Source organism: Oceanimonas sp. CAM02 (assembly GCF_032842915.1).
In the GTDB taxonomy this organism is placed as follows: domain Bacteria; phylum Pseudomonadota; class Gammaproteobacteria; order Enterobacterales; family Aeromonadaceae; genus Oceanimonas; species Oceanimonas smirnovii.
The window spans coordinates 95,151-121,210 of record NZ_JAWJBK010000013.1; the positions used below are offsets into that span (position 1 = coordinate 95,151).

A 26,060-nucleotide genomic window follows, 5' to 3' on the forward strand; every position below is an offset into this window, starting at 1 on the left:
CGCGGCACAGGTCGGGAAGCGCAAAGACTATCAGAAATCACACTTCATCGCCACGGACCATGGTTAATCTTCGGACCCGTTTTCTACCCGTAATTTCAGCTGAATAAAGCGGCTGTGCGGAATATAGAGTAATTCAGCCACTTGTCGGACTATGCCTTCTTCCTGCGGATCCAGCACACCATCTGTCATGGCCATTTGCCACAGGGCGGACAAAATGGCTTCCCGCCGTTCAATGGCGAGGGTTTTCAGATGTTGCGTAAACTCATACAAGGATACCGCTTCTTCCTGGTGCGCCCTGCCCTGTTGCAGCCACTGGTGCACTTCATGGGGGGCATGACCAAACAGTCTTGCCAGCAACTGTTCCAGACGCTGGTGTTCGGCCTCACTGGCCACGCCGTCTGCCAGCATGACCTCACTTAACAGGGCGGCTACCGCCACTTCTTCCTGCAAGGCGGGGGTATCGTGTTCGGGGGTAGAATTCAGCCATTGCTTGATGCGTTCTATCATGCTTTTTCCTTTTCGGTTAAGTCACTGAAGGCAACCGCTTTTAGCCTATACTGGTGGCAAAACCTGCGTTACCGGAGTGAACAGTCTATGTGGCCAGCCATTGCCAGTCAGATAAGCGATGCCATTAATGCCGAGTTTCATGTGAGTGAACGCTCGCCTTTGGGTGGCGGTGAAATCAATCAGGCTTACCGCGTCAGCGATGGCCAGCATATATTCTTTGTTAAACTAAATGACCGTGCAGCGCTGGATATGTTCCGTGCCGAATGGACTGCCCTTGAGCATCTGCTTAATACGCAGACACTCAGAGTGCCCCGCCCCGTTTGCTGCGGGACTACGGTTAACAGCAGTTTTATCGTGCTGGAGTATCTGCGTCTGGGGCAGGCACAGGATCAGGACTGGCATATGCTGGGGCGGCAGCTGGCTCATTTGCATCAGGGCAGTACTCAGTCCATGTATGGCTGGGACGAAGACAACTTTATCGGCACCACAGTGCAGCCCAATGCCTGGCATAAAAAGTGGGCGACCTTTTTTGCCGAACAACGTGTTGGCTGGCAGCTGCAGCTTCTGGAAGAGCAAGGCATTCGTTTTGGTGATATTGAAGAGATAACCGGTGCCATCAAAAACCGGCTGGCAGGACATCAGCCCGAGGCCTGCCTGTTGCATGGCGATTTATGGCGTGGCAACCTCGGATTTTATCAGCGTCAGGGAGTGATTTTTGACCCTGCCAGTTATTTTGGTGACAGAGAAGCAGATATCGCCATGACAGAGCTGTTCGGCCAGTTTCCTCAGGCTTTTTACCAGGGCTATGATGCCGTCTGGCCTCGTGATGATGGTTACTGGCAGCGGCGGGAAATTTATAATCTCTATCACCTGCTTAATCACATAAACCTGTTTGGTGAAGCCTATATCAAGCAAGCCAAACTGAGTTTGAGCAATATTATTGCCAGCCAGGAGATATCATGACCCAAGTGGCCTTGATCACCGGTGCCGCCAGACGCATTGGTGCTGACATCAGCCGCATGCTGCACCGGCAAGGAATGGACCTGATAGTGCATTACCATCACAGTGAGCATGAGGCCCGGGTATTGGCAGAAGAGCTGAACCGGCTCCGCGCGGGCAGCGTAAAGCTGCTGCAGCAGGATCTGACCGATTTGAATGCCATTAATGCCATGGCCGACAGCGCCATGGGATGCTTCGGCCATGTCAGTGCACTGATTAACAATGCCTCTGCCTTTTATCCCACCCGTTTTGGCAACATTACTCCGGCTCACTGGCTGGAACTCTCTGCCACCAATGCGGCAGCGCCACTGTTGCTGAGCCAGGCGCTGCTGCCGTCACTCAGACAGGAGCGCGGCAGCATAGTGAATTTGCTTGATATACACGCGGCCAACGGTCTGAAAGACCACCTGCCCTACAGCATGGCCAAAAATGCGCTGGTCACCCTGACCCGGGCACTGGCTGCCGAGCTGGCTCCGCAGGTGCGGGTTAACGGTATTGCACCGGGTCCTATTCTCTGGCCTGAACATGAACTTGATAACGAACAAAAGCAGCGAGTACTGGATTCAGTGCCCATGGGGCGGCTGGGCACGCCGTCTGAAATTGCTGACACAGTCCGGTTTTTACTTCAGGGGCCGGCCTACCTGACCGGCCAGATTATTGCCATTGATGGTGGTCGCTCCTGCCAGAGCCTGCCGGAAGCCTGATTATCGGGAGATTTCTATGCGTGATTATTTTGAACGGAATATTATCTGCCCTCATTGCGGTCATCACACCCGCATTGAGGTAGATGCCAGCGCCGGTGATCAGGATTATTACGAAGATTGCCAGGCCTGTTGTAATCCCATGCATTTACGCGTGGTGCGAAACGAGATCAGTGATGAGGTTGAAGTCAGCGTTGATGCTGATGATGAGCAGTATTTTTAAACAGTCCCATTTGTATGTTGGCATAACTTTGTCAAGTTAAAAATACCGGGCTTGCCCGGTATCATTCGCCTGTTATTCACGGCTGCTCAGTACCCGCTCAACCGTGTCCACTATCGCCTGAGTCTGCGGATCAATCTCAATATTGGCACGATAGCCGGGCTGCACCCGGGCCAGGTTAGTGCGGGCCAGCGTTTCTGGAATAAGGTGCACCAGAAAATGACTGCCGGTGACGTCGCCCAATGTCAGGCTGATCCCATCAATGCCGATATAGCCCTTGGTAAACAGATATCTCCCAAGCCCCTCGGGTACGGCAAAGCGCAGTGTGGTGTTGGTCTCGGTTTCAGTGCGCTCCAGCAGCTCGCTCATGGCGATAATGTGGCCCGACATGGCATGGCCGCCAATATCATCGCCAAAACGGGCCGCCCGCTCCAGGTTCACCTTGTCACCTGCATTTAATCCCCCCAGGTTGGTCACTCTCAGGGTTTCCTGCATCAGGTCAAAGCTGACCTTGTCCTCTTCAATGGCAGTGACGGTAAGACAGCAACCATTGTGAGCCACAGAGGCACCCAGCTCCAGGCCGGGCAACAGCTCATCCGGCATGGCCAGCACGTGAGTTTGAAAGTCCGCTTTTTTGATAATATTCAGCAGGGTGCCCTGCCCCTGAACAATTCCGGTAAACATCGCGTTAATCCATAGCAAAACAGTGAAAAATAATGGGAAAAAACAGTGTTAACGGTTATATTTCCGGCATCAGGGCCAATATAACCCCGTCCTAACTCTGCTTTATCCCATTTCGCTCTTCGGCAGGCGTTTGCCGATTGCGGCTTTCAGGTGAGAAAACCATGTCATTCTCTGCATATTTCACAGAAACGCGCCATTTGCTGCGTTTGTGTGGTCCCATTCTGGTGGCTCAGGTAGCACAAACCACCATGAGCTTTGTTGACACCGTCATGGCCGGCCAGATCAGTGCCACCGATATGGCCGCCGTGGCCGTGGCCACCAGCTTCTGGCTGCCCATTATTTTGCTGGTACAGGGAGTCGTGATGGCACTCACTCCCATTATTTCTCAGCTTAACGGAGCCCGCCGGCACCATGAAGTGGCCGGCGCTGTGCATCAGGGCTTCTGGCTTACCCTGATGGTGATCGTTCCTGCCTCGCTGGCACTGTATTTCTCCCCCATGATACTGCACTGGATGGATGTGGAGCCATTGCTGGCAGAAAAAACCACCGGCTATCTGCACGGTATTCTCTGGGGCATGCCCGCCTACGCACTTTATCAGGTGCTGCGCAATTTCAGTGAAGGCCTGTCACATACACGCCCTACCATGGTCATTGGTTTTATCGGACTGGCTATTAACGTCCCCGCCAACTACATATTGATCCACGGTAAACTGGGCTTTCCCCAGCTCGGAGGTGTGGGTTGTGGCTATGCCTCTGCACTGGTGTTCTGGGCCATGCTGGTGGCCATGATTGTTTACACCAAGCGCTCTGCCTTACTCAACCATTTTGCAGTGTTTGCCAATATCACGGCTCCCGACATGGCTCGCATCGGACGAATTTTCCGGCTGGGTTTTCCTATTGCCATGGCCATTTTCTGTGAAGTCACCCTGTTTACCGTGGTCGCGCTGTTGCTGGCTCCGCTGGGAGCCGATGTAGTGGCCGGTCATCAGGTCGCCATCAACTTCTCCAGCATTATTTTTATGCTGCCACTCAGCCTTGGCATGGCACTGACCATACGGGTGGGTCACAGCCTGGGAGAACATCAGGCTGATCAGGCCAGAATTGCCAGCTTGACCGGTATTGGATTTGGTGCACTGGCGGCCGTGTTTACCGGTCTGGCCACCGCCCTCGCCCGTTATCAGATCAGCGGCATTTATACTGATAACAGCTTTGTGCTGGAGCTGGCCGCCAGCCTGTTGCTGCTGGCATCACTTTATCAGATTTCCGACTCGGTGCAGGTGATTACCGCAGCGGCATTGCGCGGTTATAAAGACACAAAAGTCATTTTTTATATTACGCTGTTCTCATACTGGTGCTGCGGTCTGCCCGTGGGCATGGTGCTGGGGCTGACCGACTGGATAGTTCCTGCCATGGGTCCGCACGGCTTCTGGATTGGTTTTCTGGTAGGCTTGACCATAGCGGCGTTCTTACTGATATGGCGGTTACGCAGAATTTATGAACAGGTTCATCATCGCGACAGTGCTGGTTTGCCTTTGGTTGACGGGCTGTAACGACCGGCAAACACTTAAACTCTCTTTTGATACCTACCTGGCTCGGGTGGCTAATGTGCTGGATACAGCTCCTCCCGAGCTCAGGGCTCCGGCCCCGTTGCCGTCCTTGCCGGGGCAGCGTGAACTGCAGGTACAGCAGCCCCGCATCAGTGCAGGCCTGCTCGATACCCTTAAACTGGGTGAGTGCCGCCTGCTGGGCCTGGTCAGCGAGCATAACGGTCCGGTAGGTAAAAGCCAGCAGGCCGGTCCTGTATTTATGTATCATCTGCAGTTTCAACAGGGCCTGAATACCTGCCTTGCACAAAGCAACAACGACAGTCTCACTCACTGGCTCAGTGAACTTAAAGCCCAAAAAGCTCCCCTGCTGCCCGGGTTTTACTGGAACATGATGATAGCCGAGCCTGATATTCGTGCCGCACTGACACCCAGAGCCCGCTCGGTGCCTGCGGATCACAGTGGTTTTCAGGCCACTTACAATGCCTTCTCCCTGTTTGCCGGCCTTAACCCTCTGCAGTCACGGGCCACTGTGGTAAGCAGTGAAGAATTCACCGAACAGCTCAGCGGTCTTTATAACAACTACTATCTGGGGGAGCTGTATTACTCACTGCACAGTGCCCGGCACTATCTCAGCGAAAGCCTGGTTTTTCTGGGCCGGCTTGAGCAATTTAATTGCGGCCCCGCCGGGCAGGACGATGCCAAACGTCTGCGTAACGCCATGGAGCACTATTACATCAAGGATATTCAGGCCCAGCTGACCGAGCTGGATCGTCATTTTGTGCGGCTGGCTCCCTTGCTTGAACAAAGCCTGCAACCACCGCCCGAACGGGCTGACGCCATGGCTGAATATCGTGCCTGGTATGCCAGCGGCCTGAACAGCCGCCTGTACACTGAATATCGTCAGCTCACTCTGGAGCATGCCAAAGCCTGGCAAACCTTTCTGCGTCGCTGTGATTTATCACCGGGCTGAGCATTTGTTCTCCATCCGGTTGTTATGGAACAAAAAATGCTTGCCCCCTCTGTCCCCCTTGGCTAGTATACGCAGCGCCTGAAGGCAGTCTGCGTTCTTAGCTCAGTTGGTTAGAGCACCACCTTGACATGGTGGGGGTCGGTGGTTCGAATCCACTAGAACGCACCAGATAACTGAAACAAATTTAGCGTCCTTAGCTCAGTTGGTTAGAGCACTACCTTGACATGGTAGGGGTCGGTGGTTCGAATCCACTAGGACGCACCAGTTTTATATAAACGCGTTCTTAGCTCAGTTGGTTAGAGCACCACCTTGACATGGTGGGGGTCGGTGGTTCGAATCCACTAGAACGCACCAGATAAAAAAGCCTGCTTACGAGCAGGCTTTTTTTATTGGCGGTGTCAGTTCTTATTAACCCGTTTGTATGTTGGCATAATTTCTCTGCTTATCATTCTCCCGGCGCAACCAGTCATGAATGGCCTGGTGAGTCTCATTACTGGCCCTGTGGTTGCGCTGCAACTGTACCTGCATCACTGTGAGCTGGCCCTGCGAATATCCCAGCTCAAAGGTAGCCCGCTGTGGCTGCATAATCCGGTAAATATAACACTCCCCCGCCATTATACGATTGACATAGCTGGCTACACAGTGGCGCATCAATCTGCCTTCTGCCTGCAGATCTTCGAGGGTTTCAATCGGGATTATATGCTCATTACCCGGTAATGGTGGCGCAGGAAAATACATGCTGCCGTGGGCTGCCAGACAATGTTGCCGGTTCAGCCTGTCGGTCCAGCGATCATGCAGCCGGTTGAGCGCATCCATATCAGCGCAGCGGTTCAGTGCCCGGCCGGCATCGGGAATATTCAATGCCTCCGCCAGCCTCAGCACATCCTGCCAGATCCGCGATATACTCTTCAGTCTGGCCGTCAGTGCATCGCAGCTGGAAAATCTGCTCACCTCGTTTAACAGCATAAACCGGCTCTGCAGCAGCTCAGGAAAACGTACAGCAAACAACACATGATAAATGGTCAGCGCTGGTTGCTGCGCCAGCACCCGCAACATCATGGGCGTCTGCTCCCGGCACAGCTGCAGCAACAAGCGGCACTCTTTCAGGTCGCCGCGTACCAGCTGCACCCGCCCCAGCAATTTAAGCAGCGCCTTGCTGCCCTCACCGCCCAGCGCCTGCACTACGTTTCTTCTTGGCGCACTCAGCAGCGCGCTGACCTGGATGGCAGGCCAGCCTTCCAGTTCACTATGAGCCACCAGTAACCACAGCAGATGGGGAGAATGAGCAAATAGCTCGCCGGCGGCGGGCTCTCGCGCCAGCCACTGCAATAAACGGGTTTGCTGATAAAAATAAGGCTGTACCGCCCGGCGAACGGACACCGGAATTTGTCCGGCAAACCTGCCGGGCACACTCTGTTCGCCGGCCAGCCGGGCAATATCCAGCAGCGCCATGCCATAGTCGGTATGCGCATCCGTCACCCAACGCCCCTGCTCACGGCGCTCACATACCAGTCCGCTGCGCCAGCAGGAATAACGAAAGTGGATAGCAAAAGGCTGCTCCAGCCGTATCTCAAAATGCCCGCTGGCAGTCATTTCCATATGCTGAGGATCAAGCCACATATTGCGTCCTTAAAAGAAAACGATTTGCCATGCTGCCAGCCTGAAGCGACACCAAAGGTCGCCCGGGTTGACTCGGACCAAACTGAACGTTGAAACCTTGTCATTTTATCTTCATTACATTTTATTCACACTGGCAGTTACTTAGCGATAAGCGTCATATAACAAGAGTCTGAGAGAGTGCTGCAATGAATCAACAATCACTGAATGCTCACTGGATGCCCTTCACCCCCAACAAGGGTTTTAAAGCCAGCCCGCGTATGCTGACCGGTGCCAAGGGCATGTACTGGACCACGGACGATAACCGTCAGGTACTCGACATGACCGCCGGTCTGTGGTGCTGCAACGCCGGCCACGGCAACCCGCATATTGCCGAAGCCATTGCCCGTCAGGCACGTGAGCTGGACTATGCTCCTTGCTTTGGCTTCGGGCACCCGCTGGCCTTTGAGCTGTCCGAGCGCCTGGCCGACCTGGCCCCGGGCAACCTGAACAAGGTGTTCTACACCAACTCAGGTTCGGAGTCAGTAGAAACTGCTCTCAAGATGGCGCTGGCCTATCATCACGCCAGGGGCGACCGCGGACGTCAGCTGTTTATCGGCCGTGAGCGCGGCTATCACGGTGTGAACTTTGGTGGCATTTCAGTGGGTGGCATTACCGGTAACTACAAGGCCTTTGGCCAGTGGCTGCCCACGGATCATCTGTCCCATACTCAGGACTTGTCCCGCAACGCCTTTTCCCGCGGCCTGCCGCTCCATGGCGGGGTGGAAATGGCCAACGAGCTGGAAAAACTGATCCACCTGCACGATGCCAGCCGCATTGCCGCCGTGATCATAGAGCCGATCACCGGTGCCGGTGGCGTATTGCCGCCGCCGGTGGGCTACCTTAAGCGTATTCGTGAGATCTGTGACCAGCACGGCATCGTACTGATTTTTGATGAAGTGATTTGCGGCTTTGGCCGTACCGGCAATGCCTTTGCCAGCCAGACCTTTGACGTGCTGCCCGATATCATGACCACCGCCAAGGGCCTGACCAACGGTGCCGCTCCCATGGGTGCCGTGCTGTGTGGTGACCATATTCATGATGCGGTGATGGAAGGCAGTGCCGCAGGCGTTGAGTTCTACCATGGCTATACCTATTCTGCTCATCCGCTGGCCTGTGCTGCCGCCATGGCCACCATGGATGTCTATGAGCAGGAAGGACTGTATCAGCGTGGTGCGGCCAATGGTGATATCAGCCAGTACTTCGAGCAGGGCCTGCACAGCCTCAAGGGGCTGCCGGGTGTGATTGATATTCGTAACTACTCACTGATTGCCGCCGTCGAATTTGAAGCGCCGGCAGGCAAGACCGGCAGCACAGGCCCGGGCGTTCAGACCAATGCCTGGCAACAGGGGCTGATGCTGCGTTCGCTGGGTGATGCCATCGCCATGTCTCCGCCGTTGATCATGGAAAAAGAGCACGTGGATCAGACCATTGGTATTCTTGAGCGCTGCATTCGCCAGCAGTTCGACTGATAAAAAAGAGGCTGCTTCGGCAGCCTCTTTTATATTATCCCTTGGCAAGCCGGGTCAGCTGCTTTTTGGCGTCATCAAGCTGTTGCTCGCGCAGCTCTTCAGCCATGCCCATGGCCTCAGCATACACAAACTCCACCTCTGTAATACCCAGAAAACCAAGAATGGTACGCATGTAGGGGGTGATCATGTCGTGAGCTGTGTCTTTATGCAGGCCACCACGAGTGGTAATGACAATCGCCATCTTGTTCTCAAGCAGGCCCTGGGCACCTTTGTCAGTATAACGGAATGTCACACCGGCCCGGCACACCAGATCAATCCAAGCTTTAAGCTGAACCGGTACATGAAAGTTATACATGGGAGCGGCAATCACAATACGTTCCGCCTCTTTCAGCTCATTCACCAGTTCGTCAGACAGCGCCAGCAGCGCTTGCTGCTGCTCATTCAGATGCTCACCACCGCGCAGTGCCATGGCTCCGTCACCGTCCAGCATGGGTAATGGTGCATCGGCCAGATCCCGTATTTTGATACCGGGCTCATCAAGCCGGGCAGCAAAATAGTCGGTCAACATGCCTGACGCAGAATAATCACCCAAAATACTGGATTTCAAAATAAGGGTCTTGCTCATCACAACGCTCCTGGATGCAAAGTGGGTATAAATAAAATCGAAAATACTGAATAAACAGCGGAAAACCGAGTCATTGCAGACAAGATTAAGCAAACAAAAGGCGAAGTGAAACGAGAATTTGGTGTTCAAGATGTTCAAAATAATCGAACATCCAGACCTCAGGACTTACGTTAACGTCAAGGTAATACCGAGCAACAGATAAAAGAAAACCCTCGGCAAGCGAGGGTCAAACAAACGGAAACGTGCTTAAACAGAGCTACGCATCTCACCTAACAAGTTGCTTTCATTGCTTGGCAGCAAATGGTCAGACCGTGATGCTCGTTCAATGTAACCGGAGCAAAATGTGAAGTCAACGTAAAAACCACAAAAAAACACACTACAAGCCGATCTCAAAAACAACGTTACGTTAACGTCATGGTTAACCTGCCAGTCAGATAATCTCTTCACTTGCCGCCCTCGCGGCCGACCGTCATAAAATTAAACAATTGTTAGTTTTTTCCGTGTCTTACACGAGCGCAATAACAAAACCATGACTAACCTTATCTACAGAGAAATGAAATTCGTGTGCGCAAGGCTCTGTCATCTTAAGTGAGCCGAAAGTAAATCAGGGGGAATGACCATGGGTATTTTCGAGCACTATCAATCGCGCTATGAAAAGGCCAAGGAAGAGGAATACAGCCTGCAGGAATTTCTCGACCTGTGCCGTGAAGATAAAAGCTGTTATGCCTCCGCATCCGAGCGGTTGCTGATGGCCATTGGCGAGCCGGAAATGATCGACACCGCTCAGGTGCCACGATACAGCCGGCTGTTTTCCAACCGGGTAATTGCCCGTTATCCTGCTTTCGCCGACTTTTACGGCATGGAAGAAAGCATCGAGCAAATCGTTTCCTACCTCAAGCACGCTGCTCAGGGGCTGGAAGAAAAGAAACAAATTCTTTATCTGCTGGGCCCTGTGGGGGGCGGTAAGTCGTCCCTGGCTGAGTGCCTCAAAGCACTGATGCAAAAAGTGCCCATCTACCGCATCAAGGGCTCACCGGTCAATGACCATCCCTTCTGTCTGTTCGATATGGCAGAAGACGGCCCTATTCTGGAACAGGAGTATGGCATTCCGCGGCGCTATCTGCGCTCCATTATGTCGCCCTGGGCAGTCAAGCGTCTGCATGAGTTCGGTGGCGATATCACCAAATTCAGGGTAGAAAAGGTGTACCCCTCGGTTCTCGACCAGATTGCCGTGGCCAAAACCGAACCCGGTGACGACAACAACCAGGATATTTCCTCACTGGTGGGCAAAGTAGACATTCGCAAGCTGGAGCACTATGCCCAGGACGACGCCGATGCCTATTCCTACTCAGGGGCGCTGTGTAAGGCCAACCAGGGCATGATGGAATTCGTGGAAATGTTCAAGGCCCCCATCAAGGTGCTGCACCCGCTGCTCACCGCGACTCAGGAGGGCAACTATAACGGTACTGAAGGACTCTCTGCCCTGCCCTTTGACGGCATTATTCTGGCCCACTCCAACGAATCGGAATGGCAGCACTTCAAGCACAACAAGAACAATGAGGCTTTCCTCGACCGGGTTTACATCGTCAAGGTGCCTTACTGCCTGCGCGTCACCGAAGAGGTTGAGATTTACCAGAAATTGCTCACCAACAGTGAACTGTCTACCGCTAAATGTGCTCCGGGCACACTTGAAACCCTGGCGCAGTTTACCGTGCTGTCACGGCTGAAAGAGCCTGATAACTCCAGCATCTACTCCAAAATGCGGGTGTATGACGGCGAAACCCTGAAAGACACGGATCCCAAGGCCAAGTCCTATCAGGAATACCGTGACTATGCCGGCGTAGACGAAGGCATGAATGGCCTGTCTACCCGCTTTGCGTTCAAGATACTGTCACGGGTATTCAACTTTGACCACGCCGAAGTGGCCGCCAACCCGGTACACCTTTTCTATGTACTGGAGCAACAGATTGAGCGGGAGCAATTCCAGCAAGATGTACACGACCGTTATCTCGAGTTTATCAAGGGCTATCTGATCCCCAAATACGTGGAGTTTATCGGCAAGGAGATTCAGACTGCTTATCTTGAGTCCTACTCCGAGTACGGTCAGAACATCTTTGACCGTTATGTTACCTACGCCGATTTCTGGATTCAGGATCAGGAATACCGGGATCCGGATACCGGCCAGCTGTTTGATCGCGCGGCCCTTAACGCCGAACTGGAGAAAATTGAAAAGCCTGCCGGCATCAGCAACCCGAAAGATTTCCGTAACGAAATCGTTAACTTCGTGCTGCGGGCCCGGGCCAACAACGCCGGAAAAAATCCCAACTGGACCAGCTACGAAAAGCTCAGAACCGTTATCGAGAAAAAAATGTTCTCCAATACCGAAGAGCTGTTGCCGGTTATTTCCTTCAATGCCAAAACCAGTGCCGACGAGCAGAAGAAGCACGACGACTTTGTGGATCGCATGATGGAAAAAGGCTACACCCGCAAGCAGGTACGGTTGCTGTCCGAATGGTACCTGCGAGTACGAAAATCAAGCTGATAGTGATCAGTTGGGGGAACCATGGCGCATTTTATCGACAGACGACTGAATGGCCGCAACAAAAGCGCTGTAAACCGGCAGCGCTTTATCCGCCGTTACAAACAACAACTTAAAAAGGCGGTTTCCGATGCGGTACTCAAACGCAGTATTCAGGACATCGATCAGGGTGAGAGTGTCTCCATTCCGACACGAGACATTTCCGAGCCTTTTTTTCATCACGGCAAAGGGGGGCACAGGGATCAGGTGCACCCGGGTAACGATCAGTTTATTAAAGGAGACAAGGTAGACCGCCCTTCCGGGGGCGGTGGTGGTGGCAGCGATCAGGGTGATGCCAGCAACCAGGGAGAAGGTCAGGATGATTTTGTATTTCAGATCTCCAAGGACGAATACCTGGATCTGCTGTTCGACGGCCTGGAGCTGCCCAACCTGGAAAAAAACAAGCTGAACAAAATCAGCGAGATGAAAACCTTTCGGGCCGGCTACACTGCCGATGGCGTACCCGCCAATATTAACGTGGTGCGCTCATTGCGTCAGTCACTGGCCCGGCGTATTGCCCTGCAGTCTGGCAAGAAGCGTTCGGTAGCGGATCTGGAGCAGGAGCTGGCCGAGCTTGGCAAGCGCCCGGCAGAAAACTATGCCCGGATCCAGGAGCTGGAAGATGAAATTTCCGAGCTGAAGCGGCGTATTGCCGCCGTGCCTTTCATCGACACCTTTGATCTGCGCTACAACAATTTTGTGAAGCGGCCGGTGCCCTCTACTCAGGCCGTCATGTTCTGCCTGATGGATGTGTCCGGCTCCATGGATCAGGCCACCAAAGACATGGCCAAGCGCTTTTACCTGCTGCTGTATCTGTTTCTTACCCGCAGCTACAAAAACGTGGATGTTGTGTTTATTCGTCATCACACTCAGGCCAAAGAGGTAGATGAGCAGGAGTTCTTCTACTCCCAGGAAACCGGCGGCACCATTGTGTCCAGCGCCCTGCAGCTGATGAAAGAGGTGATGAACGAACGCTATCCGCCCGATCAGTGGAATATCTATGCCGCTCAGGCGTCAGATGGCGATAACTGGGCAGACGACTCTCCCCTGTGCCGGCAACTACTGCAAAAGGACATCATGCCCCTGGTGCGTTACTACACCTATATTGAAATCACCAACCGGGCCCATCAAAGCCTGTGGCATGAATATGAAACCATTGCCCGGGAGTATTCTTCCTTTGCCATGGAGCATATTCGTGCAGCAGACGATATCTACCCCGTATTCCGGGAGCTGTTCAGAAAACAGGTTGCGTGAGGTAACTTATGGCCCAAGCACTGAAAAAAGGCCGGCCGCTCAGCGACGGCCCAGACTGGACCTTCGAGCTGCTCGAAGCCTATCACAAGGAAATTATCCGTATTGCCGAGCACTACGGCCTGACTACCTATCCTAATCAGATAGAAATTATTACCGGTGAGCAGATGATGGATGCCTACTCCAGTATCGGCATGCCCATTGGTTACCATCACTGGTCTTATGGCAAAAAGTTTATTCAGACCGAGCAGAACTACAAGCGCGGTCAAATGGGGCTGGCTTATGAAATCGTGATCAATTCCAACCCCTGCATTGCCTATCTGATGGAAGAAAACACCATGCCCATGCAGGCGCTGGTCATGGCCCATGCCTGTTATGGCCATAACTCTTTCTTCAAGAATAACTATCTGTTTAAAACCTGGACCGATGCCGAGTCCATTATTGACTATCTGCTGTTTGCCAAACACTACATTAATGAATGTGAAGAAAAATACGGTGTCACCGAAGTAGAAGCCCTGCTCGACAGCTGCCATGCCCTGATGAACTATGGCGTAGACCGCTACAAGCGGCCACAAAAGCTGTCACTGGCGGAAGAACGCCGCCGGCAGAAAGCACGGGAGGCTTACCTGCAGACTCAGGTCAACGAGCTGTGGCGCACCCTGCCCCGCATGCAGGACGAAAAGCAGCAGCAGAAGATCCGCTACCCCAGGGAGCCGGAAGAAAACCTGTTGTATTTTATTGAAAAACACGCCCCCCTGCTGGAGCCCTGGCAGCGGGAAGTAGTACGCATAGTACGCAAGATCAGTCAGTATTTTTATCCGCAGAAGCAAACCCAGGTCATGAACGAAGGCTGGGCGACCTTCTGGCACTACACCATTTGTCAGCATATGTATGACGAAGGTCTGGTAACGGATCGCTTTATGATGGAAATACTGCACAGCCACACCAATGTGGTGTTTCAGCCTTCTTATAACAGCAAATACTATTCCGGCATCAACCCCTATGCCCTGGGCTTTGCCATGTTTCAGGACATTCGTCGCATCTGCGAACACCCCACCGAAGAAGACAAACACTGGTTTCCGGATATAGCGGGTTCAGACTGGATAAAAACGCTGCACTTTGCCATGGAAAATTTCAAGGACGAGAGCTTTATCAGTCAGTTCCTGTCACCCAAGGTAATGCGCGATATGCATTTGTTTGCAGTGGCTGACGACGACACCCGCAATTATCTCGAAATTTCTGCCATTCATGATGAAGCCGGTTACCGGCAATTACGTCAGACTTTGTCGAACCAATATAACCTGTCCAACCTGGAGCCCAACATTCAGGTCTATAACGTCGAGATAAAAGGTGACCGTTCCTTAACCCTGCGACATGTGCCGCACAACCGGATCCCGCTGTCCGACTCCTGCCATGAAGTCATCAAACACGTGCACCGTCTGTGGGGCTTTGATGTCTTGCTGGAGCAGGAGGAAGCCGATGGCAGCGGCACCCTGTTAGGCCGCTGCCCGGCCAAAAATGCACAGGCCTGATCTCATGCCGGACGTGCTCCGGCATCTTTTCTTAATGGTCTGAGTCACGGATCTGCTGCCATAACAGTCCTGAGGCGCGGCCATATTCCCGAATTCGCTCAACCACCGCATCGGCCATGCTCTGCTCCGCATAGTCCGCCAGCGTGCGATAATACGCTGTGGCCAGCGCACGGGCTTGCGGCACCGCGAAATATTCCCGACCTACGCGGCAATAAAGCCCTTTAAAACCGTTAAGGATCAGTCCGTAGATAGGGTTGCCCGACGCAAACGCCAGCTGACGATGCAACTCATAGTCAAAGGCAGCAAAAGACTCTGCATTATCAGTCACCCGGCTCAGGCCGGCGACAGCCTCGCATACCTGCTGTGGATACTGACGAATGGCGCTGCGAATAAAAATACTGCTGATATGAGTGCGGGCCGACAGCAGATGCTCTATCAGCTCAGGCGTTTTATCGGCATCAAGCCTTGCCAGGGTTTCCAGAATATTCAGCCCCGATGTCTCCCACACATTATTGACCCGGGTAGGTTTTCCATGGCGAATGGTCAGCCAGCCATCCCGCGCCAGCCGGTGCAGCACTTCCCGCAATGTGGTCCGGGTCACGCCAATCAGCTCCGACAACTCACGCTCCGCCGGCAAAATGGAGCCCGGCGGAAACTGACTGTTCCAGATGGACTCTATGATATATTCTTCCGCAAATCCCGCAGGGCTTTGAGCCTTGATGATCATAAAACCCTCTGATAAGGCAAGGTTAGTGAATGGTAAAAAGTGCGCAAAATAATAACAGAGCGGACCAGCCGGTCACAAGCGGGCGGCTGCTTCGCTTTTCACGCAGCAGCACCGCCTGGGCGTTGCTCACCCTGGGCAGCCTGTCGCTGTTATTAACAGCGTTGTTTTTTCAGTATGTACAGGGCTACGCCCCTTGCGTCATGTGCGTCTATCAGCGGGCCGCTCTGGCCGGCGTGATCCTGGCCGGTGCGCTGGGCTGGCTTGCATCGGGCAACGGCGTTCCCGGAGCACTGGCACTGACCGGCTGGCTGGCCGCGTCGGTAGAAGGTTTTTTACTGGCAAAAGAGCATGTGGATTATCAGCTCAACCCGTCACCCTTTCATCAATGTTCCACGGTAGCAGAGTTTCCGGTTTGGTTTCAGCTGGATGCCTGGTGGCCGGCGGTATTTTATCCCAGCGGTGACTGCTCCTCCATCGACTGGCAATGGCTGGGACTGACCATGCCCCAGTGGCTGATGGGGATTTTTGCGGTGCTGGCCGGCTTGGCGGGATTGTTTATTCTGATAAGACTGGCGGCAGCAAGGGGTTAAGGACTCCGGGCCAGGCCCGGAGTGACGGTATGCTGTTCAATACGACTAACCGGCCCAGGTAATAATATGATCTTCCCAGTCTCCGGCCTTTGACTCGGGGACTACCTTGCCCCGCACAGACTGACCGGCTCTGTGCATGGCACTCTTGGAGCCGGTGCGCAGCGGATGCCAGGACGGCAGTGCCTTACCCTCTGCCAGCACACGGTAAGCACAGGTAGACGGCAGCCAGTAAAATTCGCTCAGCTGCTCCCGGGTGATCTTCAGGCAATCGGGCACCCGGGCAAAGCGATTTACATAGTCACTGCAGGCACAGCTGTGCGTGTTGAGCAGCTCGCAGGCGACATTGGTATGCACCAGCTCCTCGGTTTCGTCATCAATCAATTTGTTGAGACAACATTTACCGCAACCGTCACACAAGGCTTCCCATTCCTCGTCGGTCATTTGCTCAAGGGTTTTGGTCTGCCAGAAATTCGCCTGCATTTATTTCGCTACCTTCGCCTCAACGGCAAACTGTTGATTCAGGGTTAACCTGAGGGAATCTCCGGGGTTGAGCTCAGCCACTCCTTTGGGCGTGCCGGTCAGAACAATATCGCCGGGCATCAGAGTAAAACTGTGGCTGATATCGGCCAGCAGCTCCCCCATGGTCCACATCATCAAGGCGGTATCACCTGTCTGCCGCGGCTCGCCGTTCACCTCCAGAGAAAATACCAGCTGCTGCAGTGGCGGCAGCAAGTCGGGTGCCACAAAGGGCCCCATGGGGCAGCTGCCGTCAAAGGCCTTGGCCCGCTCCCAGGGCTGGCCTTTGGCCTTCAGATCATCCTGTACCGAACGCAGGGTAAGATCCAGCGCAAGGCCAACGCCCACTACCCCGTTCAGGGCAGTTTCAGCGTCGGCCTTGCACAGACGACGGCCAATCAGCAGAGCCACTTCCGCTTCGTGGTGCACCGGCCCCTGGTTTTTCGGCAAAACCAGCGGCTCGCTCATCGGAGTCAGGCTGGTGGCCGGCTTGATAAACAACAAAGGCGCATCGGGCACCGCGTTGTTCAGCTCCTCGGCATGCTCACGATAGCTGCGTCCCACGCACACTACCTTGCCGGTAGCATAAGGCAGAACGAAGCCTTCCTGATCAATGTGCTGGTACATAATGCGTCCTTATTCCCCGTTGCCTTCTGCGGCCTGCCGCGCCAGATGCTCTTTCAGCAGGTTTTCCGGCGGTGGCGGCAGCTGCAGAAAATAACCCTGTGTCTTCAGGGCAGCGCGAACTTTGTCGATATCTGAAATCCCGAGACGGGTTTTACTGGCAAGATTAAACATCATCGCCAGTTGCGGCGTGCCAAAGGTATCCATCAGGGGGGCGGGAACGCGCGAGAAATCGTCGCGGCGTTCAACAAACAAATAGGTTTCTGCCTTTTTGGGGCTTTTATACACTGCACACAACATGGAAATTGCTATAATCCGTCGGGTTTATTGCCAGTTAGGACGGCAAACTATACCATCTGCACGACCAATAACAAAAAGGATAACTTCCTTGGGGGACAGCCGCTTATGGCGGAGCGTGGCATTGAATTGAAAGGCAGCAGCTTTACCCTGTCGGTGTTGCATATCAACTCGCCCGACATTGCTCAGGTAAAACAGCAACTGCAGGAAAAGATAGCGCAGGCACCGGAGTTTTTCCGCGCCGCACCACTGGTTATCAATATTGAAAAGTTAACCGAAGTACCGGATTTTATCGCGCTTTCTGCCGCCGTGCGTGAGCTTGCTCTGGTGCCTGTGGGTGTCAGCGGCATTCTTACTGACGAAGGCCGGGCCGCGGCCAGAGCCGCCGGCCTTGCCGTGATGACCTCCGGCAAGGTGCCTGCTGCTGCCGAGCCGTCCCCTCCTGCTGCCCTGCTCAACCAGCCCGGCACCCGGGTACACAGGGGCCCGGTACGCTCAGGCCAGCAAATTTATGCCCAAAGTGGCTCACTGGTTATTCTGGGCGCTGTCAGTAACGGTGCTGAAGTCATTGCCGACGACAGCATTCATGTTTATGGCGCGCTGCGCGGGCGCGCCGTGGCCGGTGCCAAAGGTAACGATAATGCCCGCATTTACTGCCAGCAATTAATGCCCGAGCTGGTGTCTGTTGCCGGACACTATCAGCTCAGTGATGGCCTGCAGGGCGAGCATTGGGAACAGGCAGTCAGTATTTCGCTATCGGGTGAACAACTGAAACTCGACAGGCTGTGATTTTTTTCTACTTTTAGGAACACACTTTATGGCACGGATTATCGTCGTCACCTCTGGTAAAGGAGGCGTGGGTAAAACCACCTCCAGCGCAGCTATCAGTACCGGCCTGGCCAAACTGGGCCATAAAACGGTGGTCATCGATTTTGATATCGGTCTGCGTAACCTGGATCTTATTATGGGTTGTGAGCGCCGGGTTGTTTATGACTTTGTTAACGTCATTAACGGCGACGCCAACCTTAATCAGGCCCTTATTCGCGACAAGCGGGTCGAGCAGCTTTATATTCTGCCGGCGTCGCAAACCCGCGATAAAGATGCCCTCACCCGGGAAGGGGTCGAAAAGATCATTAATGATCTGAGCGACATGGGCTTTGAATATATTATCTGTGACTCGCCTGCTGGCATAGAAAGCGGTGCCCTGATGGCACTCTACTTTGCCGATGAGGCCATCGTCACCACCAACCCGGAAGTGTCCTCGGTTCGTGACTCTGACCGCATTCTGGGTATCCTGTCTTCCAAATCCCGCCGTGCCGAACAAGGTAAAGAGCCCATTAAGGAGCACCTGCTGCTGACCCGTTATTCTCCCGAGCGGGTAAACCGGGGCGACATGCTGAGCGTAGAAGACGTGCAGGAGATTCTGGCTATTCCGCTGCTGGGTGTGATCCCCGAGTCTCAGGCTGTGCTCAAGGCATCAAACGCCGGTGAGCCGGTGATCCTCGACAGCGAATCAGATGCCGGTCTTTGCTATGCCGACACAGTGGCCCGCCTGCTCGGTGAAGAGCGGGAGTTTCGATTCCTCGAAGAAGGAAAGAAAGGATTTTTCAGCCGACTTTTTGGGAGTTAATTCATGTCTCTACTGGACTATTTCCGTTCAAAAAAGACCCAGAGCAGCGCCAAACTGGCGAAAGAACGACTTCAGATCATTGTGGCCCACGAGCGCAGCCAGCGTGATACCCCTGATTATCTGCCACAAATGAAGCAAGACATTCTGGAAGTGATCCGCAAATACGTGAAAATTGAACTTGATCAGATTTCCGTTCAGCTCGATCAGAAGGGAGATAACCTGTCTGTGCTCGAGCTTAACATCATGTTCCCCGAGCATGATGACAGCAAGGCCGACTCGTAACGTGTACCGTTATTCCGGGCTTGACCCGGAATCTGAAAAATAGGTTGGGACTCGTCCCAACCTATTCTGACGTACGCCCGAGATTACAGCTTGCCTGACAGCAGCTCGCCGCGCCATCCCTGCAGCAGCACGGGGGGCGTACTGTCACTCTCTTGCAGCCGCCATTTCCAGCTCAGGTACTGATGAATAATCCGCTTTGATGCGATCAGCTCGGCAGGCACATCAGCAGCCTCCCCGGCCTGCTCAATCACAGTTCGAATACGTTTGAGCTCCGCCTTGTAGTCGGGAAAGTCCACCAGCCGTTTTACCGGCGCAGGCCAGGACTCCGGCATGCTCAGTGCCTGTTGCACCAGCGCCAGCAGCGTTTTGCCATGCCGTTTTATCTCCATGGGATCCAGTCCCAGACGGTTCAGATCCGTCAGACTTTGCGGTGCCCGCTCCGCCACGCGGAACAAGTGGGCTTCTCGTACCACAAAATTGACTGCCAGATCCCGCTTGCGCGCTTCATTCAGCCGCCAGGCACACAGTTGCTGTAAAATACCCAGGGCCTGCCGGTCCAGCGTCCAGGCGTTTTTTATATCCAGATAAGCCAGCTCAGGCGTCGTACTCTCCCCCCGGCGTTTTACTGCTGCTTCACATTCCTGTTCATACCAGCCGAGAAAGCCTTTCTCTGCCAGCTGCGCATGCAACTTTTCATACAGCGGATATAAATAAATCACATCATCGGCAGCATAGCTGAGCTGCTCCGCCGATAAAGGCCGTGCCAGCCAGTCAGTGCGGGCATGGGCCTTGTCCAGACTCACGCCCAGCAACTGCTCCACCAGAGGCGCAAAACCAAGCTGAGCCCCCAGCCCCAGAAAAGCTGCTGCCAGCTGAGTATCGTGCACCCGGGCCGGCAAGGCACCGCTCTGATGCTGGAACAGCTCCAGATCTTCTCCGCCTGCGTGCAGCAGGCACAAACGCTCCGGGTTATGCAGCAACCGCCATAGCGGCGAACAGTCAGTGACCGCCAGCGGATCAATCAGGGCAGTACGTTCCCCGTCGTTAAGCTGATAAAGCCCCGGGCGGGCATGATAAGTGCGGGTGCGTACAAATTCGGTATCAATGGCCAGCACAATGGCGCTGGTCTGGCAAAAATCGGCAAGCTGTTGGTTATCGTCAATATATAAATAAGTCATGCAGGCTCTGTAACAAATAAAAAACTCAGCGGCGGCGTTGCCGGTGCCACTGGCGCAACAAGCGCTGGCGCTGACGCCGGCGTCGCTGTACACACTGGCGGGTGCGGTGATAAGGCCGCTGGGGAAACAGCAAGGGTGTCTCATCCCGGGCAAACGAATAGAAAGTGGTCACCCCTGCTCCTCAGCGACCCGGCAGTTTCTGCCAGGTAACCTTGTCTCGTAAATACACAGGCCGGGCTTCGGCGGCCGTCTGTACACGACCGGCGGCCAGATCCTGTCGTGCCTGAGGCAGCATGTCGCGGGCATCAGGAAAAGGCACTGCTTCGCACAGGCCCTGTACATGGGCTGTCAGTTCAGGATAGGTAACAAATCCGCTGCCGGCTGCCTGCTGCCAGCGGGTCTGCGGTATCGCAACGGCCTCGGGGGGCTGTACGGTTTCAGCCAGCGTCGGACTCATTACTCCGTCTGTCAGCGTAAACCCGCCCACATAAACTTCCCCCATGCGGGCATCAATGGCGCTCAAGGCCGTGGTGCAGCCGGTATAACGATGTGCGCCCTGAGCCAGGGCCTGCAGGTTGGACACGCCCAACAGCGGCAATCCGGCTCCGAAAGCCAGCCCCTGAGCCACCCCAAGGGTAATGCGCACACCGGTAAAAGAGCCGGGCCCCCGGCCAAAGGCCAGACCGTCGAGCCGGCTCAGGGTGATTCCTGCTTCATCCAGCAAAGACTGCACCATCGGCAAAATCAGCTCTGTGTGTCCCCGGGGGGCAACCTCATAGCGGGATAAAATATCACCCTCGTACCACAGCGCGGCCGAGCAGGCTTCGGTGGCGGTGTCGATGGCCATTAACAGGCTCATGGCATTACTCCAGATTCATTAAAAATTCATTCAGTGCCGGCAGGCTGCGGGTACGCGGCATGGCCGGCAGACTGGCAATAAAATCGGCCCCGTAGCCACGGTTAACCAGACGGGCATCGGCAATCACCAGCGCGCCCTTATCATTCACATCACGAATAAGCCGGCCCACGCCTTGTTTCAGGGTGATAATGGCCCTGGGCAGCTGCACTCGGGCAAAGCCGTCTTCGCCCCGGCGGCGGCAGTCTTCCAGCCGGGCGCTGAGCAAGGGGTCATCAGGCGCCGCAAAGGGCAGTTTATCAATCACCACGCACTGCAGTGCCTTGCCGCGCACATCGATGCCTTCCCAGAAACTGCCGGTGGCCACCAGCACGGCACGGCCGTCCTGGCTGAACTGCTCCAGCAGCCGCACCTTGTTGTCTTCGCCCTGCATCAATACAGTACGATCCAGCCGGGCCCGCAGTACCTCGGCGACTTCCCGCATCACCTGATAGCTGGTGCACAGAAAAAAGGTCCCTCCGGGTACCTTTTCCAGGGTATCCAGCAGGGTCTGGGCCAGCATGTGGCCACGGCCGGCACCGCTGGTTTCCGGCAAATAGCGCGGCACGCACAGCCGCGACTGGCGAGGGTAATCAAAAGGACTGTCCAATTGCAAGGTACGGCATTCGCTGAGGCCGAGATCATGACAAAAGTGCTCAAAGCTGTCACCGACCGCCAGGGTGGCCGAGGTAAATATCCAGCTGGTATTTTCCCGGGCAAGCTCGGCAGAAAAGCGCTCGGCCACCGACAAGGGAGTTTTATGCAGGGTAATATGCAGCCGGCTGCAGTCATACCAGAAGGAGTGGCCATTTTCCTCTACCCGGATCAGCGCATCCAGCTCTGTACGCAGACCAATCAAACGCTCAAAGCACTGATCCAGCTGCTCTCCCCGCCCCAGCGCCAGCTTCAGTACTTCATGGGTAAAGCCAAGGCTTTCATTCAGTCTGGCCAGCGCCTGAGCCACCGGTGCCCGGGCCAGTGCCTGTCGCAGCTGGCCACGGCCGGTGTCCAGACCAAAGGCCAGCCGAAAGTCCTGGGCACAGCGCTCCAGCTGATCGGCGGCCTTGGACAGCTGAGCCATATCTTTGGCCTCGGTTTTCTGGGCCAGACGCATATCCTTGGCTAAATCACCAAACTGCCGGCTGGACTGGCTTTTACCAAAATACTGGCCGGCAATATCAGGCAGCTGATGGGCCTCGTCCAGAATACAGACCTCGGCGTCGGGTATAAGCTGCCCAAAGCCGGTATCACGCACCGCCATATCCGCAAAAAACAGATGATGATTCACCACCACCACCTGGGCTTCCATGGCCTTGTTACGGGCCTTGACCAGATAGCAATCCTGATAGTGGGCACAGTCACGGCCGGCACAGTTGTCGTTGGTGCTGGTAATCAGTCCGAGAATGTCACTGCGCTCAGACAGGCCGGGAATATCCCCCACATCGCCGCTGGTGGTCAGCGGTGCAAAGCGCCTGACCGTTTGCAGATCCGCCAGTGCCGCCGACGACAGACTGGGCACCGCGTCGCTGAGCCGGCCCAGCCGTTCAATGCACAGATAGTTGGAGCGGCCCTTGAGCAATGCCACCGGATAGGCGTAATTCAGCGCCTTGATCAGGGTGGGCAGATCCCTGTGATAGAGCTGCTCCTGCAGATTGCGTGAGCCTGTGCTCACCACCACCTTTTTGCCGGCAGCCAGCGCCGGTGCCAGATAGGCAAAGGTTTTACCGGTGCCGGTGCCCGCCTCTACCACCAGCGGCACCTTGTCGTTCATGGCACGGATAACCGCTGCCGACATGTCTACCTGAGCGGCACGGGGAAGAAACCCGTCAATGGCGCTGGCCAGCGGGCCTTGGGGATCAAACAGGGCAAGGGCGTCGGTAGAGTCCAAGGGCTGAAATTTCCTCGCTAAAAAGTGAATGATATCAAAACCCGCTGCAGGGCGGCAGGCACTATTCCGTTTTATTGAACGCCATGCGAAACTGAACTCACTTCCCCTTTTTGCATTTCTTTTCTGCTCAGGAGCTTTCATGCCCGACGACGGTAGCCTGTTGCAGGCCAGCGTTATTTTTTTGCTGACCGCAGTTGTTATGGTTCCTCTTGCCAAACGCCTCAAGCTGGGAGCCGTGCTTGGCTACCTGCTGGGGGGCGTGCTTCTTGGCCCCTCGGTTACCGGCCTTATCAGTGCACCACAGAGTGTGGCTCAGTTATCAGAACTGGGGGTGGTCATGCTGATGTTTTTAATTGGTCTTGAATTGTCGCCGCGGCGGCTGTGGGTGATGCGCCGTGCCGTGTTCGGGGCAGGACTGGCACAGGTTGTGTTAACCGGTGTGGTGCTGGCGCTGGGTGCCTGGCTGGTATTTTCCCTGCCCGCCAACACGGCACTGGTGCTGGGCTTTGGTCTGGCGCTGTCGTCTACCGCCATGGGCCTGCAGCTGCTGGCCGAGCGCAAGGCACTGAACAGCCCTCATGGCCGCCAGGCCTTTGCCATTTTGCTGTTTCAGGATATTGCTGCCATTCCGCTGATTGCACTGGTGCCGGTGCTGGGGACAGCCCAAAGCACGGACAATAACGGACTCTGGCACCTGCTGCAGGTGGTGGTCAGCATTGGGATTGTATTTGTGGGTGGTCGCTATCTGCTGCGTCCGGTATTTCGTATGGTTGCCAAAAGCGGACTGCAGGAAGTGTCTACCGCCACAGCCCTGCTGGTGGTAATGGGCACTGCCTGGCTGATGGAATGGGCCGGTGTGTCCATGGCACTGGGAGCCTTTCTGGCGGGCCTGCTGCTGGCCGACTCGGAATATCGTCACGAGCTCGAATCCCAGATTGCCCCCTTTGAAGGCCTGCTGCTGGGGCTGTTCTTTATGGGGGTGGGCATGACCGCGGATTTAAGCCTGTTGCTCAGTCATCCCTGGCAGGTACTGGGGCTGGCCACCCTGCTGCTGGCGCTGAAAAGTCCCTTGCTGACGCTGGTTGGCCGCACCGTAGGCCGGCTTCATACCCAGGAGGCGCTGCGGCTTGGGCTGCTGCTGGCCGCCGGCGGGGAGTTTGCCTTTGTTCTGTTCAAACTGGCACTGCAGCATCAGCTGCTGACCACGGCCCTGTACGATCTGCTGGTACTTACCATTACCGTCTCCATGGCACTCACTCCTTTGCTGTTGATGGCAGGTGCCCGCTGGCTGCAACAGGCACCCGCCCCCGGCTCGGTACCGCCGGAATATCATCAGCTGCAGGATCATGGCCCCCGGGCGGTCATTGTCGGCATGGGTCGCATGGGCCAGATAGTCGCGCGCATGCTGCGGGCTCAGCGGGTGCCTTTTGTGGCCTTTGACAACGAAGTGGACACCATCAGTTTTACCCGCAGCATCGACAACATTCCCATCTATTACGGTGATCCGCTGCGCGCCGGCGTGCTGCGCACTGCCGGTGCCGAGCAGGCCGAGTTTTTTATTGTGGCGACCGACGATCCCGAAACCAACTTGCAAATCACCGAGCAGGTGCGCCGGCGTTATCCGCACATGAAGGTTATCGCCCGGGCACGCAATCGCCAGCATGTGCATAAATTATGGGATCTGGGTGCCCATCCGGTGCGGGAAACCTTTCACTCCAGTCTGGAAATGAGCCGGCAGGTGCTGCTCGGGCTGGGCCTGAGTGACGAACAGACCGATGCCCGCCTGCGTCGGTTTCGCCAGCACGATGAAGCCGTACTGATGGAGCAGCATAAGGTCTATGATGATGAGGCGGCGCTGATACAAACGGCCCGGCAGGCCAGGGCCGAGCTGGAAAACCTGTTTGAATCAGACCGGCTGGAAAGCCGGCCCGGCGTACTGCAGCAGCCCGACGCTTAACCGCCGTGGCCGGTGAGCATATGCCCCATAATACCGAGCAAAAAGCCCAGCACCGCGCCCATAGGCGGAGCCCAGTGCCGTTCCAGCACGGCCTGAGGGGCAATGTCCTGAAACACCGAATATAAAATGCCGCCGGCAGCAAACAGCATAATGCCCGACACCAGCGGCGGATTGCCCGCAAACCAAAAGTATCCAGCCAGTGCCGCCAGCGGCCCCAGCAGCGACATCACCACAAAGGACTTGAGCGCCCTGCCCCGGCCATTGCCCGGGCGGGCACGTTCCGACAGCTCCCGGTAGGCATTAAAGCCTTCGGGCAAATTCTGCAACGCCATCAGTCCCGCCAGCAACATGGCACCGGTTTTGTTGCCATAGGCAAACGCCGCCCCCAGCGCCAGCGACTCGGGAATAAAATCCGACAGCATGGCCGCCAGCTGGCCGGCCCGGGTTTTAAAATGTGCCAGCAGCACATCCAGCAGCATAAAGGCCAGGCCACCGCCGGCAAAACACAGGGCCGCCGTGTTCAGCTCCAGCCGGGCGCTGCCTTCCGGCACCAGCACCAGCGCCACCGCCGATAACAGGGCCCCGCCACCAAAGGCCACTACCGAATGACGAAACTCGCTCTCCAGCCAGCCCGGGTGAATACGCTCCACCCGCGCCAGCATGGCACCGGCGGGCATGGCCAGCCCTGCCAGCAGCGTAACCAGTACCATGATGATCACATCCAGCATAGTGTG

The 26,060-nt window shown here is 55.3% G+C and carries 27 protein-coding genes and 3 tRNA genes; 17 read left to right on the forward strand and 13 right to left on the reverse strand.

The annotated features are described in order from the left end of the window. Positions 1-63: 63 nt before the first annotated feature. Positions 64-507: a TerB family tellurite resistance protein gene (locus R0I78_RS03725; protein ID WP_019933655.1), complete on the reverse strand. Its 444-nt coding sequence runs from the start codon at positions 505-507 to the stop codon at positions 64-66. An 87-nt stretch (positions 508-594) separates the two neighbouring features. On the opposite strand from R0I78_RS03725, the gene R0I78_RS03730 reads away from it, so the two are divergent. From R0I78_RS03730 to R0I78_RS03740, 3 genes are read left to right on the forward strand one after another with little or no spacing between them, the layout of a single operon-like run. Beyond that, positions 595-1,470, forward strand: coding sequence for a fructosamine kinase family protein (locus tag R0I78_RS03730; protein WP_019933656.1), 876 nt, complete (start codon positions 595-597; stop codon positions 1,468-1,470). Further along, positions 1,467-2,210 carry a pteridine reductase gene (locus tag R0I78_RS03735; protein WP_317074358.1) on the forward strand — a complete coding sequence of 248 codons (744 nt, stop codon included), beginning with the start codon at positions 1,467-1,469 and terminating at the stop codon, positions 2,208-2,210. Before R0I78_RS03730 ends, R0I78_RS03735 begins: the two co-directional genes overlap by 4 nt. A gap of 16 nt (positions 2,211-2,226) precedes the next feature. Further along, complete coding sequence (locus R0I78_RS03740) at positions 2,227-2,430, forward strand: CPXCG motif-containing cysteine-rich protein (RefSeq protein ID WP_317074359.1); 204 nt, start codon at positions 2,227-2,229, stop codon at positions 2,428-2,430. Between the two features lie 72 nt (positions 2,431-2,502). On the opposite strand, the gene R0I78_RS03745 is transcribed toward R0I78_RS03740, so the two are convergent. After that, positions 2,503-3,111 (reverse strand): riboflavin synthase subunit alpha, encoded by a 609-nt coding sequence (locus R0I78_RS03745; protein WP_317074360.1) that lies wholly within the window; start codon positions 3,109-3,111, stop codon positions 2,503-2,505. Between the two features lie 161 nt (positions 3,112-3,272). On the opposite strand from R0I78_RS03745, the gene R0I78_RS03750 reads away from it, so the two are divergent. From R0I78_RS03750 to R0I78_RS03770, 5 genes are all read left to right on the forward strand, one after another. Beyond that, positions 3,273-4,661, forward strand: a complete 1,389-nt coding sequence (locus R0I78_RS03750) for an MATE family efflux transporter (RefSeq protein WP_317074361.1) — start codon at positions 3,273-3,275, stop codon at positions 4,659-4,661. Continuing rightward, on the forward strand, positions 4,606-5,628 hold the full coding sequence (locus tag R0I78_RS03755) for a DUF3080 domain-containing protein (protein ID WP_317074362.1): 1,023 nt from the start codon (positions 4,606-4,608) through the stop codon (positions 5,626-5,628). The genes R0I78_RS03750 and R0I78_RS03755 overlap by 56 nt, the downstream gene beginning before the upstream one ends. 91 nt (positions 5,629-5,719) lie before the next feature. Beyond that, positions 5,720-5,796, forward strand: a tRNA-Val gene (locus R0I78_RS03760). A 19-nt stretch (positions 5,797-5,815) separates the two neighbouring features. After that, positions 5,816-5,892 (forward strand) — tRNA-Val (locus R0I78_RS03765). Positions 5,893-5,905: 13 nt separating this feature from the next. Beyond that, a tRNA-Val gene (locus tag R0I78_RS03770) sits at positions 5,906-5,982 on the forward strand. Positions 5,983-6,036: 54 nt separating this feature from the next. On the opposite strand, the gene R0I78_RS03775 is transcribed toward R0I78_RS03770, so the two are convergent. Then, positions 6,037-7,248, reverse strand: a complete 1,212-nt coding sequence (locus tag R0I78_RS03775; RefSeq protein ID WP_317074363.1) for a PcfJ domain-containing protein — start codon at positions 7,246-7,248, stop codon at positions 6,037-6,039. Between the two features lie 185 nt (positions 7,249-7,433). On the opposite strand from R0I78_RS03775, the gene R0I78_RS03780 reads away from it, so the two are divergent. Continuing rightward, entirely contained in the window at positions 7,434-8,756 is a 1,323-nt protein-coding gene (locus R0I78_RS03780; RefSeq protein ID WP_317074364.1) for an aspartate aminotransferase family protein, read from the forward strand. 34 nt (positions 8,757-8,790) lie between these two features. Here R0I78_RS03780 and R0I78_RS03785 read toward each other — a convergent pair whose 3' ends face one another. Continuing rightward, on the reverse strand, positions 8,791-9,381 hold the full coding sequence (locus R0I78_RS03785) for an FMN-dependent NADH-azoreductase (protein ID WP_317074365.1): 591 nt from the start codon (positions 9,379-9,381) through the stop codon (positions 8,791-8,793). A 619-nt stretch (positions 9,382-10,000) separates the two neighbouring features. On the opposite strand from R0I78_RS03785, the gene R0I78_RS03790 reads away from it, so the two are divergent. The 3 genes from R0I78_RS03790 to R0I78_RS03800 are packed head-to-tail and all read left to right on the forward strand — an operon-like array spanning position 10,001 to position 14,742. Beyond that, a complete protein-coding gene (locus tag R0I78_RS03790) occupies positions 10,001-11,923 on the forward strand; it encodes a PrkA family serine protein kinase (protein ID WP_317074366.1) in 1,923 nt (640 codons plus the stop codon). 21 nt (positions 11,924-11,944) lie between these two features. Continuing rightward, the gene (locus R0I78_RS03795; RefSeq protein WP_317074367.1) at positions 11,945-13,213 is read left to right on the forward strand and encodes a YeaH/YhbH family protein; all 1,269 of its coding nucleotides are present in this window, start codon (positions 11,945-11,947) and stop codon (positions 13,211-13,213) included. A gap of 8 nt (positions 13,214-13,221) precedes the next feature. Beyond that, a complete protein-coding gene (locus R0I78_RS03800; protein ID WP_019933667.1) occupies positions 13,222-14,742 on the forward strand; it encodes a SpoVR family protein in 1,521 nt (506 codons plus the stop codon). Between the two features lie 31 nt (positions 14,743-14,773). Here R0I78_RS03800 and fadR read toward each other — a convergent pair whose 3' ends face one another. Further along, complete coding sequence (gene fadR, locus R0I78_RS03805) at positions 14,774-15,469, reverse strand: fatty acid metabolism transcriptional regulator FadR (protein ID WP_317074368.1); 696 nt, start codon at positions 15,467-15,469, stop codon at positions 14,774-14,776. Positions 15,470-15,498: 29 nt separating this feature from the next. Between fadR and dsbB the strand changes: the two genes are divergently transcribed. Beyond that, a complete protein-coding gene (dsbB, locus tag R0I78_RS03810; protein ID WP_317074369.1) occupies positions 15,499-16,059 on the forward strand; it encodes a disulfide bond formation protein DsbB in 561 nt (186 codons plus the stop codon). A gap of 45 nt (positions 16,060-16,104) precedes the next feature. Here the strand turns inward: dsbB and R0I78_RS03815 are convergent, their stop codons facing one another. From R0I78_RS03815 to R0I78_RS03825, 3 genes are read right to left on the reverse strand one after another with little or no spacing between them, the layout of a single operon-like run. Continuing rightward, positions 16,105-16,539, reverse strand: coding sequence for a YcgN family cysteine cluster protein (locus R0I78_RS03815; protein ID WP_019933670.1), 435 nt, complete (start codon positions 16,537-16,539; stop codon positions 16,105-16,107). Next, positions 16,540-17,202, reverse strand: coding sequence for a fumarylacetoacetate hydrolase family protein (locus R0I78_RS03820; protein ID WP_019933671.1), 663 nt, complete (start codon positions 17,200-17,202; stop codon positions 16,540-16,542). 9 nt (positions 17,203-17,211) lie between these two features. After that, positions 17,212-17,499 carry a YcgL domain-containing protein gene (locus R0I78_RS03825; protein ID WP_019933672.1) on the reverse strand — a complete coding sequence of 96 codons (288 nt, stop codon included), beginning with the start codon at positions 17,497-17,499 and terminating at the stop codon, positions 17,212-17,214. A gap of 105 nt (positions 17,500-17,604) precedes the next feature. Between R0I78_RS03825 and minC the strand changes: the two genes are divergently transcribed. Genes minC through minE form a run of 3 tightly spaced genes read left to right on the forward strand, consistent with a single transcriptional unit; the run spans position 17,605 to position 19,408 of the window. Beyond that, entirely contained in the window at positions 17,605-18,285 is a 681-nt protein-coding gene (minC, locus tag R0I78_RS03830; protein ID WP_019933673.1) for a septum site-determining protein MinC, read from the forward strand. 28 nt (positions 18,286-18,313) lie between these two features. Further along, entirely contained in the window at positions 18,314-19,126 is an 813-nt protein-coding gene (gene minD, locus R0I78_RS03835; protein WP_026344650.1) for a septum site-determining protein MinD, read from the forward strand. A 3-nt stretch (positions 19,127-19,129) separates the two neighbouring features. Beyond that, entirely contained in the window at positions 19,130-19,408 is a 279-nt protein-coding gene (gene minE, locus R0I78_RS03840; RefSeq protein WP_019933675.1) for a cell division topological specificity factor MinE, read from the forward strand. A gap of 83 nt (positions 19,409-19,491) precedes the next feature. Here the strand turns inward: minE and rnd are convergent, their stop codons facing one another. Genes rnd through R0I78_RS03860 form a run of 4 tightly spaced genes read right to left on the reverse strand, consistent with a single transcriptional unit; the run spans position 19,492 to position 23,369 of the window. Next, positions 19,492-20,586 (reverse strand): ribonuclease D, encoded by a 1,095-nt coding sequence (gene rnd / locus R0I78_RS03845; RefSeq protein ID WP_019933676.1) that lies wholly within the window; start codon positions 20,584-20,586, stop codon positions 19,492-19,494. A gap of 25 nt (positions 20,587-20,611) precedes the next feature. Beyond that, positions 20,612-20,758: a hypothetical protein gene (locus R0I78_RS03850; protein ID WP_019933677.1), complete on the reverse strand. Its 147-nt coding sequence runs from the start codon at positions 20,756-20,758 to the stop codon at positions 20,612-20,614. A gap of 9 nt (positions 20,759-20,767) precedes the next feature. Then, positions 20,768-21,445, reverse strand: a complete 678-nt coding sequence (tsaB, locus tag R0I78_RS03855) for a tRNA (adenosine(37)-N6)-threonylcarbamoyltransferase complex dimerization subunit type 1 TsaB (RefSeq protein WP_317074370.1) — start codon at positions 21,443-21,445, stop codon at positions 20,768-20,770. A 4-nt stretch (positions 21,446-21,449) separates the two neighbouring features. Then, on the reverse strand, positions 21,450-23,369 hold the full coding sequence (locus R0I78_RS03860; RefSeq protein WP_019933679.1) for an ATP-dependent DNA helicase: 1,920 nt from the start codon (positions 23,367-23,369) through the stop codon (positions 21,450-21,452). A 139-nt stretch (positions 23,370-23,508) separates the two neighbouring features. Between R0I78_RS03860 and R0I78_RS03865 the strand changes: the two genes are divergently transcribed. Further along, positions 23,509-25,326, forward strand: coding sequence for a monovalent cation:proton antiporter-2 (CPA2) family protein (locus tag R0I78_RS03865; RefSeq protein ID WP_317074371.1), 1,818 nt, complete (start codon positions 23,509-23,511; stop codon positions 25,324-25,326). On the opposite strand, the gene R0I78_RS03870 is transcribed toward R0I78_RS03865, so the two are convergent. Then, positions 25,323-26,054, reverse strand: a complete 732-nt coding sequence (locus tag R0I78_RS03870) for a divalent cation transporter (protein ID WP_317074372.1) — start codon at positions 26,052-26,054, stop codon at positions 25,323-25,325. The two genes, R0I78_RS03865 and R0I78_RS03870, sit on opposite strands and share 4 nt — an antisense overlap. Positions 26,055-26,060: the final 6 nt, after the last annotated feature.